Origin of the sequence: Burkholderia sp. Ax-1724 (genome assembly GCF_011752995.1) — a bacterium.
Taxonomy (GTDB): Bacteria; Pseudomonadota; Gammaproteobacteria; order Burkholderiales; family Burkholderiaceae; genus Paraburkholderia.
Window position 1 is genome coordinate 264001 of the sequence record NZ_VWWL01000005.1, and the last position, 15267, is coordinate 279267.

The 15267-nt window shown below is 64.8% G+C and carries 10 protein-coding genes; 3 read left to right on the forward strand and 7 right to left on the reverse strand.

Annotated features, from left to right (window positions below; translation table 11 throughout):
• Positions 1 to 15 precede the first annotated feature (15 nt).
• The 5 genes from F3J19_RS08675 to F3J19_RS08695 all read right to left on the reverse strand — a co-directional run bounded on the left by F3J19_RS08675 (position 16) and on the right by F3J19_RS08695 (position 6458).
• Positions 16 to 2397 (reverse strand): DNA polymerase II, encoded by a 2382-nt coding sequence (locus F3J19_RS08675; protein WP_167039792.1) that lies wholly within the window; start codon positions 2395 to 2397, stop codon positions 16 to 18.
• A 274-nt stretch (positions 2398 to 2671) separates the two neighbouring features.
• Complete coding sequence (locus F3J19_RS08680) at positions 2672 to 3682, reverse strand: DUF2891 domain-containing protein (RefSeq protein WP_167039940.1); 1011 nt, start codon at positions 3680 to 3682, stop codon at positions 2672 to 2674.
• Positions 3683 to 3704: 22 nt separating this feature from the next.
• Positions 3705 to 4655, reverse strand: coding sequence for a DUF979 domain-containing protein (locus tag F3J19_RS08685; RefSeq protein ID WP_167039794.1), 951 nt, complete (start codon positions 4653 to 4655; stop codon positions 3705 to 3707).
• Positions 4652 to 5341 carry a DUF969 domain-containing protein gene (locus F3J19_RS08690; protein ID WP_167039796.1) on the reverse strand — a complete coding sequence of 230 codons (690 nt, stop codon included), beginning with the start codon at positions 5339 to 5341 and terminating at the stop codon, positions 4652 to 4654. The genes F3J19_RS08685 and F3J19_RS08690 overlap by 4 nt, the downstream gene beginning before the upstream one ends.
• A gap of 199 nt (positions 5342 to 5540) precedes the next feature.
• Positions 5541 to 6458 carry a LysR family transcriptional regulator gene (locus tag F3J19_RS08695; protein WP_167039799.1) on the reverse strand — a complete coding sequence of 306 codons (918 nt, stop codon included), beginning with the start codon at positions 6456 to 6458 and terminating at the stop codon, positions 5541 to 5543.
• 132 nt (positions 6459 to 6590) lie between these two features.
• Between F3J19_RS08695 and mdlC the strand changes: the two genes are divergently transcribed.
• Together mdlC and F3J19_RS08705 are read left to right on the forward strand one after the other, a co-directional pair.
• On the forward strand, positions 6591 to 8234 hold the full coding sequence (gene mdlC, locus F3J19_RS08700) for a benzoylformate decarboxylase (protein ID WP_167039801.1): 1644 nt from the start codon (positions 6591 to 6593) through the stop codon (positions 8232 to 8234).
• A 69-nt stretch (positions 8235 to 8303) separates the two neighbouring features.
• A complete protein-coding gene (locus tag F3J19_RS08705) occupies positions 8304 to 9755 on the forward strand; it encodes an aldehyde dehydrogenase (RefSeq protein WP_167039803.1) in 1452 nt (483 codons plus the stop codon).
• Positions 9756 to 9852: 97 nt separating this feature from the next.
• Here the strand turns inward: F3J19_RS08705 and F3J19_RS08710 are convergent, their stop codons facing one another.
• A complete protein-coding gene (locus F3J19_RS08710; RefSeq protein WP_167039805.1) occupies positions 9853 to 10584 on the reverse strand; it encodes a YukJ family protein in 732 nt (243 codons plus the stop codon).
• A gap of 241 nt (positions 10585 to 10825) precedes the next feature.
• On the opposite strand from F3J19_RS08710, the gene F3J19_RS08715 reads away from it, so the two are divergent.
• Positions 10826 to 12733, forward strand: coding sequence for a hypothetical protein (locus tag F3J19_RS08715; RefSeq protein WP_167039807.1), 1908 nt, complete (start codon positions 10826 to 10828; stop codon positions 12731 to 12733).
• Between the two features lie 221 nt (positions 12734 to 12954).
• Here the strand turns inward: F3J19_RS08715 and metE are convergent, their stop codons facing one another.
• Positions 12955 to 15246, reverse strand: a complete 2292-nt coding sequence (metE, locus tag F3J19_RS08720; RefSeq protein ID WP_167039809.1) for a 5-methyltetrahydropteroyltriglutamate--homocysteine S-methyltransferase — start codon at positions 15244 to 15246, stop codon at positions 12955 to 12957.
• Positions 15247 to 15267: the final 21 nt, after the last annotated feature.

Consider the following 15267-nt stretch of genomic DNA (forward strand, 5'->3'; position numbering starts at 1 on the left):
CCGCAACATCGCCACTCAGAACAACTCCCTTTGCCCCGACATCAACCTCGTGAAATCGTCGCGCAGCAAAGGCAGAATCGCGTCGGCAACCGGCTGCAATTGCCGCGTCAGATAGTGCTCGTAGTCGATCGCCGAGCGCAGCGTTTCGAGCGGCTCGGGCCCGGCGATCGTCATCACGTAGCTGATCCAGCCGCCGTTCTGATATTGCAGCGGACGTCCCTGCGCGCGATTGAAGTCATCGGCGACGCGTGCCGCGCGCACGTGCGGCGGCACGTTGCGCTCGTAGGCGGCGAGCGGGCGGCGTAACTGCTTGCGATACACGAGTTGATCGTCGAGCCGGCCCGCGAGCGTATCGCGCACATAGTCGCGCACGTAATCCTGATACGGCTGCTGTTTGAAAATGCGCCGGTACAGCTCCTGCTGAAACTGTTGCGCAAGCGGTGTCCAGTCCGTGCGCACGGTTTCGAGCCCCTTGTAGACCACTTCCTCGCTGCCGTCCGCGGCCACGCTGAGACCCGCATAGCGCTTCTTGCTGCCTTCTTCGGTGCCGCGCACGGTCGGCATGAAAAAGCGCCGGTAGTGCCGCTCGAATTGCAGTTCGAGCGCGCTGTCGAGTCCGAAGCGCGCCTGCAAGGTCTGCCGCCACGCCGCGTTGATATGGTCGACGAGCGCGCGGCCGATGCGCGCGGCGGCGTCCTCGTCGCGCGCGTGCTTGAGCCACACGAAGGTCGAATCGGTATCGCCGTAGATCACTTCGTAGCCTTGCGCCTCGATCCATTCGCGCGTCGTGTGCATGATTTCATGGCCGCGCATCGTGATCGACGATGCGAGACGCGGATCGAAAAAGCGGCAGCCGGTCGAACCGAGCACACCGTAGAACGCGTTCATGATGATCTTCAGGGCCTGCGAGAGCGGCTTGTCGTGCTCGCGCTTGGCCGCTTCGCGCGCGTCCCAGACCTGCGCGACGACCGACGGCAGGCAGTGGCGCGTGCGCGAAAAGCGCGCGCCGAGAAAGCCCGGCACCGAGTGCGCGTCGTCGGGATGCAGCAGGCCTTCGACGAGACCGAGCGGGTCGATCAGAAACGTGCGGATGATCGACGGATAGAGGCTCTTGTAGTCGAGCACGAGCACGGAGTCGTAGAGGCCGGGCCGCGAATTCATCACGAAACCGCCGGGGCTCGCGGCACCGGCGACGTCGCCGAGATTCGGCGCGACATAGCCTTGCCGATGCATGCGCGGCATATACAGATGCGTGAACGCCGCGACCGAGCCGCCGCTGCGATCGGCGGCGAGGCCGGTCACGCTCGCGCGTTCGAGCAGAAACGACAGCAGTTCGGTCTTCGCGAAGATGCGCGTAACCAGTTCGCAATCCTTGAGGTTGTAGCGTGCGAGTTCTGGCTTGGCTTCGTCGAAGCGGCGCTGGATTTCATCCATGCGCTGATACGGGTTGTCGATCGCCTTGCCCTCGCCGAGCACCGAGCGCGACACGTATTCGAGGCTGAACGACGGAAAGCTCCACGTCGCCGAGCGCAAGGCCTCGATACCGTCGATGACAAGACGACCCGCCACGCCCGCAAAAAAGTGATTGCGCGTGACGCTGTGCTCGCGCCACTCCATCACGGCGCCGCCGCGGCCGATGCGCAACGGCACGCGATACTGTTGCGCATGCTGTTGCAGCACCTTCAGATCGAACTGCACGAGATTCCAGCCGATGATCGCATCGGGATCATGCAACTCCATCCACGCGATCAGTTTTTCGAGCAGCTGGGCGCGCGTTTCGCAGTATTCGAGCCTGAAGTCGAGCGCGCCCGCGTCGCCGTCGCTGTCGTTACCATTAGGCGGGCCGAGCATATACACCTGGCGCTCGCCGCAACCTTCGAGCGCGATCGAATAAAGCTCGGCATGCACGCTCGTTTCGATGTCGAGCGACACGAGCTTCAACGGCGGACGATAACCGTTGGCCGGTTTCAATTCGCCGTTCAGAAGCGGGCCTTTGGGCTGCGGCTCGCCGCTGAACCACACGGGCGCGGTGATGAAGCGCTCCATCATGTAGCGCTCGGGCGGCTGGATATCGGCTTCGTAGACGTCGATACCGCCTTGTTTCAGGCGTTTTTCGAGGCCCTTCAACTGCCGGTATTGCGGGCAGTAAAGCCCCATCACCGGACGCTGCTGGAAGTCGCGCAATTCGAGCGACCGCAGTTCGTGCTGCTTGTCCTCGCGCAGAATCGTCTCGGCGCGCTCGCGATGTTCGCCGGGAATGAAGGCGACCGAAGGCTGAAGGCGCAAACGGATATGGCGCGGCCCGCTATCCGTGGCCAGCCAGAATTCGATTTCCGTGCCGGCGGGCGTGTCCCGCCAATGCCGGGTCAAAATGAAACCCTGCTCGAACTCAGTCAAACTCGCACCTCTTTTACGCCTCTTCGCTCTACCTCTCGACGGGCTTGATCGCCTTGTGCGATTTTACCGCCGCAAGCGTTGGCCGCGATGGCCGAAGAAGGGCGCGGAGTGCGGATGTAGAGCGACGCAGTAAAACGAAGTCGTGCAGGTGAGGCAACGGCCTGCGTTAAACGGGCGAAATAAAAAAGGCGCTCCTGAATGGACCAGGTGAATCAAACGGACCAAACGGACCAGGCGGCGCGCCTGCGCAAGGCACGTCGAACGGAAAACCCGCTCAGGCTTCGAGCGCGAGCGTCGCGAACGTGCCGAGCCAATGCTCGCCCATATAGTCGCCGGCCACGTGCGCGAGCGCGCTATGCAGATGGCGCTCGGCGCTTTCGAACAGCACCGTGCGGCGTACGTCGCCAGCCGGCAGCACGCGCGCGAGCGAGCGCTGGCACCACGCGCGGCTCAGATTGAGACCGTCGAGGTGGGCGATCTTGCCGTCGCTGCGATCGGTCACGATGGCGGGCTCGAACAGCGTCGCGGGCTTCTTCGCGCCGAGGTCCGGCAGAAAGCGGCCAAACCAGTCGACGAATTGCGCGGACGGCAGCACGCGCCGCATCAGTTCCGCTTCCATCAGCGAAGGGGAGAGAAATTCGTCGCCGCACGGCTCCCATGCCTGGCAGGCGACGTCGTCGAGGAACCAGCGTTCGGCGGTGCTGACGATCAGCGCTTCGAGCGACGTGCGCGAGGTTTGCCGCGCGAAATCGAGTGTCAGCGCCAGCGCGAAAGCCATGTTGAAGTGCGTGCCGACCCGCAGCGGATAAGTCGCCTTCGGCAGAAACTCCTCGAAGCGTTCGACGAAGGTGGCCGTGAGCGGCGCGAACGTCTTCGACCAGCGCGCAGCCTCGGAGATCTTCAGCGCTTCGAGCTGCGCGCTCAGCGCGAGCAGCCATGCCCAGCCATAGGGACGCTCGAAGCCGCGGTTGTGCGGCAGGTCGAGATACGCGAGTTCGCCGGCCACGTTCGCGTGGGTGAAATGCTCGTCGGCCACCGCGACGATGCGTGCGGCCTCGGGCAGATCGGGGAAGCGTTCGAGCAGATGCAGAACCAGCCAGTAGCCATGCACGCACGAATGCCAGTCGTAGCTGCCGTAGAAGATCGGGTGCAGCGCGCGCGGGCCCTGCACGTCCTGCGCGCCGGCAAGCGCGTGCGTGAGCTTGTTCGGATACTCGCGCGTGAGGTGGGCGAGCGCGAGGTTGGCGAATTTCGACGCGAATTCGCGGGTGAGTTGTTGCGGCAACGGCGCGGTCATCGGCGGCTCCTCAGAAGCGGAATACGAACAGGTACAACAGTATGGTGTTGACGACCAACAGGAGTAAAGCGGTCGGCCATTGTGCCTTGATGACGCCGTTCTGGTCTTTCAGTTCGAGCAGCGCGGCGGGCACGATGTTGAAGTTGGCGGCCATCGGCGTCATCAGCGTGCCGCAGAAGCCGGACAGCATGCCGATCGCGCCGAGAATCGCGGGGTTGCCGTTGAACTGATGCACGATCAGCGGCAGGCCGATGCCGGCCGTCATCACCGGAAACGCGGCGAACGCGTTGCCCATGATCATGGTGAAGATCGCCATGCCGAACGTGTAGGCCGCGACCACCGCGAACGCCGAGTCGACCGGAATCCACGTCTTCACGAGATCCGACACCACGTGACCGACGCCCGCGACCGCGAACAGCGCGCCGAGCGCGGCGAGCATCTGCGGCAGGATCGCGGCCCAGCCGACCGTGTCCATCGTTTGGCGCGCATCTTTCAGCGCATGCACGGGCGAGTCGCGCAGCATGAAGAGCGCCGCGCCGAATGCGACCAGCGTGCCGAGCACGAGCGAGATCAGCGTGACGTTCTTCGTCTCGACGAAGGGGACGTATTTGAGCGTGAGCGTGCCGGCCAGCGTGATGAGCGGAATCAGCAGCGCCGGCACGAACAGCTTGTTGCCGAAGCGCCGCGCGTTCGCTTCGCGGCGCGCGGCGGCGGCTTCGCTGTTGCTGTCGCTGTGGCTTTTGCCGAGCTTGCCGGAGCCCGCGATCAAGGCGAGCGCGATGGCGAGGCAGCCTGTCACGAAGTGCGGCAATTCCGCGCCGAACAGGAACGTGACCGCATAAATGCCCCAGAACAGAAAGTTGATGACGCGGCGCGGATTCGAGCGGTCGCGCAGATTGAACAGCGCGAACGCGGCGAACATCAAACCGGCGAGGACGTAGAGGGATTCGAGCTTGATCATCGCGCGGCGCTCCGTTTGTAGGCGCTCATTTTGTGCGACAGATTGCGGTCGAGCAGGATCAGGCGGATCACGTGAATGATGAGCGCGGCGATCGCGGTCGGAATCGCCCACACCGAGACCTGCAACGGTTCGACGAAGACGCCGTTCTGTTCGAGAAAGCCCTTGATGAGCAGGATCGACTGGATCGCGATGAAGATGTCCTCGCCGAAGAACACGGCGATATTGTCGACCGCCGATGCGTTCGCGCGAATCTGCTGGCGCACCGCCTCGGGCAATTCGCCGTGACGGTTCGCGGCGGCGGCTTCGGCCATCGGCGCGATCAGCGGCCGTACCATTTGCGCGTGGCCGCCGAGCGAGGTGAGGCCGAGCGCCGCCGTGATCTGGCGGATCACGAAGTAGAGCATCAGCACGCGGCCGGTGGTGGCGGCCTGCAGGCGTGAAATCAGATGCCGCGCCTGTTCCTTCAAGCCGTTGCGTTCGAGCAGCGCGATCACCGGCAGCGTGAGCCAGATCAGGCCCATGTAGCGGTTATCGGCAAAGGCCTTGCCGAACGCGCTGACGATCTCGACCGGGTGCAGGCCGCCGGCCACCCCGGTCGCGATGCCCGCGAGCGTGACCACCAGCAGCGCGTTGAAGCGCAATGCGAAGCCGAGCACCACGATCGGCACGCCAATCAAAACCCACATGCGGCTCTCCTTCTGGTTGCGGCGACGCCCGGTTACCGGCGCGTTGCGCGATGACGATGCGGCGGATGAACGATGGCCCGGCGATCAGCGAGCCCGCGCGCCTGCCGGCACGGCGACGGAATCTAGCACGATAATTTATCGATAAATAGGCGAGAAAATATTTTCACAGGGTAAACGCCAAGATTCGCCAACCCCACCGTCACTCCACGCCGATTTCCTCGGCCGTCAGTTGCCGCAACTGTTCGAGCAGCTTCACGGCCGGACTCGGCAGAATGCCTTGCCGGCGCCGAAACGCGGTCAGCGTGCGGCGCCCGGCCACGCCGGGCAGGCCGAGCGTATCGAACACGCCGGCCTTGCTCTCGGTCACGTACATCGGCGCAGCCATCCAGCCCAGAAAACCCGAACGCGCGACGAGGCTCTTCAGCACCGTGATCGAACGCGTTTCGACGACCACGTTCGGCAGCCCGAGCCCGTGCTCGGCGAACACGCTCTGCATCTGCTCGAACGGCCCGGTGCCGCGCGGCGGAATCGCCCAGCGCTCGCCGAGCGTATCGGCGAGTGTGAGGTCGGGCTTGCGCCGCAGCGGATGATTGGGCGCGGCGACCACATAGCTCGCGTCTTCCCAGCGGCAATCGGCGATCGCCGTGATTTCGTCGCTATCGGGCACGGCTACGCTGAGCGCGAGGTCGATCTCGCGCCTGACGAGCGCGTCGGCGAGACGGTCCCACACGCCCTCGATGATCTCCACGCGCAGATTCGGCCACTTGTCGAGCACGCGGCCCACCGCGAGCGGCAGCACGAGGCTCGCGATGCTGCCTGCCGCGCCGACGCGGATCGTGCCGCGCGCGAGCCCGCGCAGCGCGTCGATTTCCTCGCGCGCCTGTTCGGCCTCGCGTTGCAACAGAAGCGCATGCGGCAGCAGCACCGCGCCGACCTCGGTCAGATGCATGCCGCGCGAATGCCGCTCGAACAGCGGGGCGCCGACCTGTTCCTCGAGACGGCGAATGGTCCGGCTCAGCGCGGGCTGCGTGACGTGCAGCGCATCCGCCGCGCGGCCGAGGCTGCCGCTTGCGACGATCGCCGCGAACGCCTGAAGTTGCTGCAGGTTGTAAGTCATGCCAAAAGGTAATGCCTTTTTCCAAATAAGGCAATTTCCGGCTACCCATACCGTCGGGATAATGGCCGTTCGTTTTGTTGCGCCGATTTTTCGCGCCGACGTGTTGTACTTATAAAAAACAGGAGACATCGCATGACAGCCCACGTGACAGCCCACGCTGCGCAGCAGAATCCCGGCAATCACCCGCAATGGACCGTGCGCGACGCGGTCATCGACTTCGCGCGCCGCGTCGGCATGACGTCGATCTTCGCGAACCCGGGCTCGACCGAGTTGCCGATGTTTCGCGATTTCCCCGCCGATTTCCGCTATGTGCTCGGTCTGCAGGAAGCCGTGGTGGTCGGCATGGCCGACGGCTATGCGCAGGCCACCGGCAACGCGGCGCTCGTGAACCTGCATTCGGCGGCGGGCGTCGGCAATGCGATGGGCAACATCTTCACGGCGTTTCGCAACCGCACGCCGCTCGTCGTCACGGCGGGCCAGCAGGCCCGCTCGATCCTGCCGTTCGATCCGTTTCTCGCCGCGACCCAGGCGACCGAATTGCCGAAGCCCTATGTGAAGTGGAGCATCGAGCCCGCGCGCGCGCAGGACGTGCCGCTCGCGATCGCGCGCGCCTACGCGATTGCGATGCAGGAGCCGCGCGGTCCGGTGTTCGTGTCGATTCCCGCCGACGACTGGGATCAGCCCGCCGAACGCTTGCCGGAGCGCGAGGTCGCGCAGGTCATGCGCCCCGATGCGGCAATGCTCGCCCGCATCGGCGCGTTGCTCGACGCGTGCGAGCGGCCCGCGTTCGTGGTCGGCGGCGCGGTCGATCGCGCCGATGCGGCGGCGGACGTCGTGCAACTGGCGGAGCGCCATCGCGCGCGCGTCTATGTCGCGCCGATGAGCGCACGTTGCAGCTTCCCCGAAACGCATCGCCTGTTCGGCGGTTTTTTGCCCGCGATGCGCGAGCGCATCGTCGACCTGCTCGACGGGCACGATGCGATCTTCGTGATCGGCGCGCCCGCGTTCACGTATCACATCGAAGGACATGGCCCGCATGTGCCGCCGGGCGCGCAGCTATGTCAACTGATCGACGATCCGGGTGTGGCCGCATGGACGCCGCAGGGCATCGCCGCGGTCGGCAACGTGCGGCTCGGCGTGCAGGACCTGCTGGCGCGCGCCGCGCCGAGGGAACGCGCATTCCCCGCGCCGCGCGCCGTGCCGCCGCGCGCGTTGCCGCCCGTGGCCGGCGCGCGCATGTCGGCCGCGTTCGCGTTGCAGACGCTTGCCGACGTGCGCGATCCCGACGGCATCATCGTCGAGGAAGCACCGAGCGCGCGTCCGGCAATGCAAATCTATCTGCCGATCGTGCGTCCCGGCACTTTCATGACGATGGACAGCGGCGGCCTCGGCTACAGCATGCCCGCGGCAGTCGGCGTGGCGCTCGCGCGGCCCGGCGAGCGCGTGATCGCGCTGATCGGCGACGGTTCGAGCATGTACTCGATCCAGGCGATCTGGAGCGCGGTGCAGCTACGCCTGCCGATTACATTCGTTATCCTGAACAACACGCGCTATGCCGCGTTGCAGGACTTCGCACCCGTATTCGGTTTCGCGCCGCACGAGCCGGTGCAGGGCACCGATCTGCCGGGGCTCGACTTCGTGACGATCGCGGCGGGCATGGGCTGCCCTGGAGAACGCGTCGGCGAGGCGGCGCAACTCGCCGGCGTGTTGCGCAAGGCGCTCTCGACGCATGAGGTGAAAAGCGGCCCGACGCTCGTCGAAGTGAGCGTCGCCTGATCGCCGCCTGAGCGTTACCTGAGCGTCACATCACATGTAATTCCCATTCAAAAGACAGAGAGACAAGCGATGAAAAACGTAGCGATGCTGATCGGCGGTGAACAGGTGCAGGCGCGTAACGGTGCGATCTTCGAGCGCCGCAACCCGCTCGACGGCGAAGTCGCGACGCGCGCGCCGGCCGCGACCGTCGAAGACGCGGTGGCCGCCGTCGATGCCGCCGCGGCCGCCTTTCCGGTGTGGTCCGCGCTGGGGCCGGGCGAGCGCCGCGCGCTGCTGACGAAGGCCGCGCACGCGCTCGAAGCGAAGGCCGACGCGTTCGCCGCCGCGATGGCCGCCGAAACCGGCGCCTCGGGCATCTGGGCCGGCTTCAACGTGCACCTCGCGGCGGCGGGGCTGATCGAGGCGGCCGCGCTCACGACGCAGATCGCCGGCGAACTGATTCCGTCCGACGTGCCCGGCAGTCTCGCGATGGGCGTGCGCCAGCCGGCCGGCGTCGTGCTCGGCATCGCGCCGTGGAATGCGCCGGTGATTCTCGCGGTCCGCGCGATCGCCTTGCCGCTCGCCTGCGGCAACACGGTCGTGCTGAAGGGCTCGGAGATTTGCCCCGCGACGCACGGGCTCATCATCGAGGCGATGCAGGAAGCGGGGTTGCCGCGCGGTACCGTGAACTTCGTGACCAACGCACCGGCCGACGCCGCGCGCATCGTCGAGGCGATGATCGAGCATCCGCGCGTGCGCCGCGTGAATTTCACGGGCTCGACGCGCGTGGGGCGCATCGTCGCCGAAACCTGCGCGCGTCATCTGAAGCCGTCCGTGCTCGAACTCGGCGGCAAGGCGCCGCTCGTCGTGCTCGACGATGCGGACCTCGGCGCGGCGGTCGATGCGGCGGTGTTCGGCGCATTCGCGAATTCCGGGCAGATCTGCATGTCGACCGAGCGCATCATCGTCGACACCCGCATTGCCGATGCGTTCGTCGCTCAGCTCGCCGCGCGTGCGTGCGCCTTGCCGCTCGGCGATCCGCGCAAGGGCCCGGTCGTGCTCGGCTCGGTGGTCGATATGAGCACCGTCGAGCGCTGCAACGCGCTGATCGACGATGCGCTCGCGAAAGGCGCGACGCTCGTGTGCGGCGGCAGGAGCGAGACCACGCTGATGCCCGCCACGCTGCTCGACCATGTGACGCCAGCCATGCGCATCTATCGCGACGAATCGTTCGGCCCCGTCAAGGCGATCGTGCGCGTGGACGGCGAAGCGGCCGCCATCGCCTGCGCGAACGACAACGAATACGGGCTCTCGGCGGCGGTGTTCAGCCGCGACACGGCGCGCGCGCTCAATGTGGCGAAGCGCATCGAGTCGGGCATCTGTCACGTGAACGGCCCGACCGTGCACGACGAAGCGCAGATGCCGTTCGGCGGCGTGAAGGCAAGCGGCTTCGGCCACTTCGGCGGCAAGGCGGGCATCGCAGAATTCACCGACCTGCGCTGGGTCACGCTGCAAACGGCGCCGCGTCACTATCCGTTCTGAGCGCGACGACGACCGCAAAAAATCGCCACGCAAAATCGCTGAGCGCGCACTTGTGCATTCAAGCTGCGCGCTCAGCCTGCACGTTTAATCAGGCCACTCAGCTCCCCTGAATAAACTCCGGCAACGGGCGCGAGTTCGGCGTCGGATTGCCGTTCGCATTGGTTGGCAAACGCTGCGTCTGGAACGCGGTGAACAGCGCGGCAAAGCCATCGGCGCGCTGAATGATGACCGCGCCGTCCTGGAACGCGCCATTCTCCTTGTAGTGCTTGCCGGGCGGATTGCCCTGATTCATGTGGGTTTCGTGCAGACCGTCTTTCTTCGGCAGGAACAGGAAGCCGAACCCGTAGACCACGATGCCCGCCGTGGTCGGCGTCCAGAAATCGCGGTTGTGCAATTGCCCGCTGCCGTTGTCGTACGGAAGGCTTTCCGGCGTCTGGGTTTCGTCGATGCTTAGAACCTCGTTGATGATGTCGTTGACATCGGAGCGATTGCCGTCTTCATCTTCGTAAGGAACCGGCCGCATCCGATGGATGTCGAGCAGGCTGCTGTCCTGCCAGTAGTCGAGCCGCGGAAAACCGCTCGTGTACAGACCCGGATCGAGCCCCTGCAATTTTGCGGTCAGCGGGTCGTCGAAGTTCAGGTCGGCATAGAAATACACGTCGTCGCTGCCATTGGGGGCAGGGTCGGTCGAGGCCGAATTCACGACGAGATTGAATGGATTGTCGTCGTTGCCCGACACGGTAATCACATAGTGCGGACTCCCGACATAGGTGTCCTTGAAAGGCGCCGCGCGCAGCAGCGTTCCTTTGAACATGCAGTATTCGTTCATGGCTGAAGAACCTTGCTGAAGTTGAGCGGCAAGCATAAGGCGACGCCGAACGATAAACAAGCGCATCCGGTGTCACACGCCTGCAACGTTTATCGAGGCTAGATGAGGCCTTCGTGATCGCGGGAGCGTAAGTGGAGAAGGGCGCGCAAGGATGCGATGAAACGCGCACGCCGGTGCTTTTATCCGGATTCCATGACGTTATCCGAACCGAGAGATGCCAGTCGAATAGCACGGAGGGTGGGTGAAAGCGATTGCCTTTTCGAACAACGATATTGCGGTCATTGCATGGACCCTGGGCGGCAAGCTGAAGGACTGTCTCGGCTTCGCCATTTCCCGCATCGACGTACAGACCGGAACGGAAACGCCGCTTCCCGCGATGGCGACGTTCAAGGGGCAGACGGCCGGCGCGGGGCGCACCACGTTCGTGGACCCGGTGCAGAAGTTCTTCTGGAAGGACGTCACCGCGATTCGCGGCCGTACCTACCGCTACCGGATCGTGCCGATGGGCGGCACGCCCGGCAATCTGAAACCGTTGCCCTATGGTCCGCTGCTGTCGAATCAGATTCAGCTGACGGCCGACTACGGCGCGCTGTCGGTCTATTTCAATCGCGGCATTCTCGCGACGCAATCCACCGCGAGCGTGCTCGAAGCGACGCCGGGCGGCGGCAAGCTCGTCGACAAGCTGCAGAAGCATATCTACACGATCGGCGATCCGCTTCGCAACGATCTGGCCGGCGAGATGATCGAGGCGCTGACCACGCTGCCGAAAGAAGCCGCGCAAACGGGCGGCACCTTGCAGTGCGCGTTCTACGAGCTCGACGATCCCGAAGTGATTGCGTGTCTGAAGCCCTTGCAGCGCTCGTTGAATCTGATTCTCTCGAACATGCCGGGCAAGGACGCGAACGGTCAGAAAACCAACGACGTCTATTCGGCCGAGCGCGCCGACATGAAAGCGGCGGGCGTCAAGGTGACCGACCGCTTCATGGCGAGCAATCATATCGGTCACAACAAGTTTCAGGTGCTGCTGCAAGACGGCAAACCGACGGCCGCTCTGTTCGGCTCGACCAACGTGACCGCGCATGGCCTGTGCGCGCAGACCAACAACACGATCATCGCCCGCTCGCCGGCGGTGGCGAATGCTTATAGCGGCTACTGGACGCGCCTGAAAAAAGACACCCTGGCGCCGGGTCCCAAGGTAACCGGGCCGCAGGCCAAGCCCCTGCGTTCCGCCGATGCGAGCGGCCCCGTCACGATCGATCTCGAAGACGGCAGCGGCACCCTCGACATCTGGTTCTCGCCGAACACGCCGAAGGCGAGAGCGAGCAAACCGCCGGCCGATGAAGCGTGTCCGCCCGATCTGCAGGAACTGTTCGATCTGATCGGCAAGGCACGGCAGTCGATTATTTTTCTCGTGTTCGAGCCCGGTTATCCGAGCATCGTCGATGCGATCGCGGCCGCGCAAAAGGCGCGCCCCACGCTGTTCGTGCGCGGCGCCGTCACGGCGGCGAACGCGGCCGGCGAGTTCTATGCGGCGCTTCACGATGGCCAGGTGCCCGTGAAAGCACCTAAAAAAGGCGACTCGCCGCTGCCCGAGGATTTCCGCGTGATTCATACGGCGGGCGTGACCAAGGGCGATGCGTTCTCGCAATGGAAGCAGGAGTTGAACAAGGCGGGCAATGCGGTCGTGCATGACAAGATCGTCGTCATCGATCCGTTCACGGATAACTGCATCGTCGCAACGGGCAGTCACAACGATGGTTACAAGGCCTCGTACAACAACGACGAGAACCTGAACATCATCAAGGGACACCGCGCCGCGGCCGAGGCTTATGCCGCGCATTGCCTCGACGTCTACGATCATTACGCGTGGCGCTACTGGCTCGAGAAGCGCAAGGAAAAAGCGTGGCATTTCCTCGCCTCGGACGACACGTGGCAGGACGCCTATTTCGCCGCCGACAATACGGTGAAGTCGGCCGAACTCGCCTTCTGGCTCAGCGCGACGCCGAAGTCCGAGGCGATGCCGACACCGCATGCGGAAAGCTCCACGCGCAGACGGCCGGCGCTGCAACTGCTGACGGGCGGTTTGTCGCCGGCGGTCGGGCCGCATGCGTCGAAGCCCGCGCCGCGCCGGAAAGCCTCGGCAAAGTGAAACGCGGCGAGGCCGTCGATTGCGCTCGATGCGGTTGCGTTGTCGATCTTTCTGCGTGACGCTGCCGGCAGGCCGGTGACCGAGCGCTAACCGAACTGCCCGGGTGTTCCGTATCGCGGCCCGCTAAACGAAATTTCCGTGGCAGGCGAGTTTCGTGCAGTGGCGAACGACATCGAGCGAATCCGCGCCGCGCTCACTTCACGCGGCGCGGGCCACTACGCTCAGGCCGGCTGGCGCAGCGTTTTCGCGGCCGCCACCATGTTGGTCAGCGCGGGAATCACTTCGGCCCACGCGCGCGTTTTCAGGCCACAGTCCGGATTGACCCACAGGCGCCCGGCCGGAATGCGCTCGGCGGCCTTCTTCATCAGGTTCACGATATGCTCCTCGCTCGGAATGTTCGGCGAGTGAATGTCGTACACGCCCGGGCCGATTTCATTCGGATACCTGAAGTCGTCGAAGGCATCGAGCAGCTCCATGTCGGAGCGCGAGGTTTCGATCGTGATGACGTCCGCATCCATCTCGGCGATCGACGCGATGATGTCGTTGAACTCCGAATAGCACATATGCGTATGGATCTGCGTTTCGTCCCGCACGCCGTTCGCGGTGATGCGGAACGATTCCACGGCCCATTGCAGGTACTCGCTCCATTGCGCGCGACGCAGCGGCAGCCCTTCGCGCAGCGCCGCTTCGTCGATCTGGATCACGCGCACGCCGGCCTTTTCGAGGTCCAGCACTTCTTCGCGGATCGCCAGCGCAAGCTGATGGCACGATACCGAACGCGGCTGGTCGTCGCGCACGAACGACCAGTTCAGGATCGTCACGGGGCCGGTCAGCATGCCCTTCATCGGCTTCGTCGTTTGCGACTGCGCGTAGCGGATCCACTCGACGGTCATCGCCTTCGGGCGGCTGATGTCGCCGAACAGGATCGGCGGTTTCACGCAGCGCGAACCGTACGACTGCACCCAGCCGAACTGGCTGAACGCATAGCCGTCCAGCTGCTCGCCGAAGTATTCGACCATATCGTTGCGTTCCGCTTCGCCGTGCACGAGCACGTCGAGACCGAGCGCTTCCTGCTCCTTCACGGCACGCGTGATTTCCCGCTCCATCGCGGCCTTGTAGCCGGCCTGATCGAGTGCGCCCGCCTTGAACTGGCTGCGTGCGTGACGGATTTCGCTGGTCTGCGGGAACGAGCCGATCGTCGTGGTCGGGAAGGCGGGCAGGTTGAGAATCGCGGACTGCTTTTGCGCGCGTTGCGGATAGGCGCTCGCGCGCTTGCCGAGCGACGCATCGATGCGCGCGATGGCGGCCTTGACGGCGGGGTTGTGTACGCGCGGCGAGGTGCGGCGGCTCTCGATGGCCTTCGCGTTGGCGGCGAGCGCATCGGCGACCGAGGCGCGGCCGTGGTTCAGCGCGCCGGCCAGCACGCTCAGTTCGTCGAGCTTTTGCAGCGCGAACGCGAGCCACGATCTGATTTCGGCGTCGAGCTTCTGCTCGCTGTTCAGATCGACCGGGGTGTGCAGCAACGAGCACGACGGTGCGATCCACAGCCGCTCGCCGAGCGTGCGATGCAGCGGTTCGAGCCATTCCAGCGCGGCGCTCAAATCGGTCTTCCAGATGTTGCGGCCATTGATTGCGCCGACCGAGACGACCGAGGTCGCGGGCAATTGCGCCACGGCCTTGACGATTTCATCGCGCGCGTTGATCGCATCGATATGCAGGCCGTCGACGGGCAGCTTGCAGGCGAGTTCGAGGTTGTCCTGCAACTGGCCGAAGTAGGTGGCGAGCAGCAGTTTGACGCGGCGCTCCGACAACGCTTCGTACGCCGTACGGAACGCCTGGCGCCACGTCGCGTCGAGTTCCGTCACGAGCACCGGCTCGTCGATCTGCACCCACTCGATGCCCTGTGCCGTGAAGTAGTCGAGCAGGGCGGCGTAGACGGGCAAGAGGCGCGGCAGCAGCGCGAGCTTGTCGGAGTCGTCCTTCGCTTTGCCGAGCCACAGATAGGTGACCGGACCGACGATCACGGGCTTCGCATTCACGCCGAGCGCGCGGGCCTGGTTGAGCTGTTCGAGCAGACGCGACGGGTCGAGCGAGAACTGCGTGTTCGCATCGAACTCGGGGACGATGTAGTGATAGTTCGTATCGAACCACTTCGTCATTTCACCGGCGGCCACGCCGCCGCAGCATCCGCCGTGATCTTCGGCGCTTTGCGCCGAGCGGCCGCGCGCGACGCGGAAGTAGTTGTCGAGCGTGTCGCCGTGGAAACCGCGCACGCGTTCGGGCAGGTTGCCGAGCGTGAAGCTCATGTCGAGCACCTGGTCGTAAAACGCGAAATCGCCGACGGGCACGAAATCCAGACGCGCCTGGTCTTGCCAGTGACGCTCGCGAAGCTGCGCGCCCACGGCTTTCAGTTCGTCGCGCGACGATTCGTTTTTCCAGTATTTTTCGAGGGCGAATTTCAGTTCGCGTTGCGCGCCGATGCGCGGAAAACCGAGGTTGTGCGTAGTGACCATGTTGCGTGTGCCGTTCAAAGG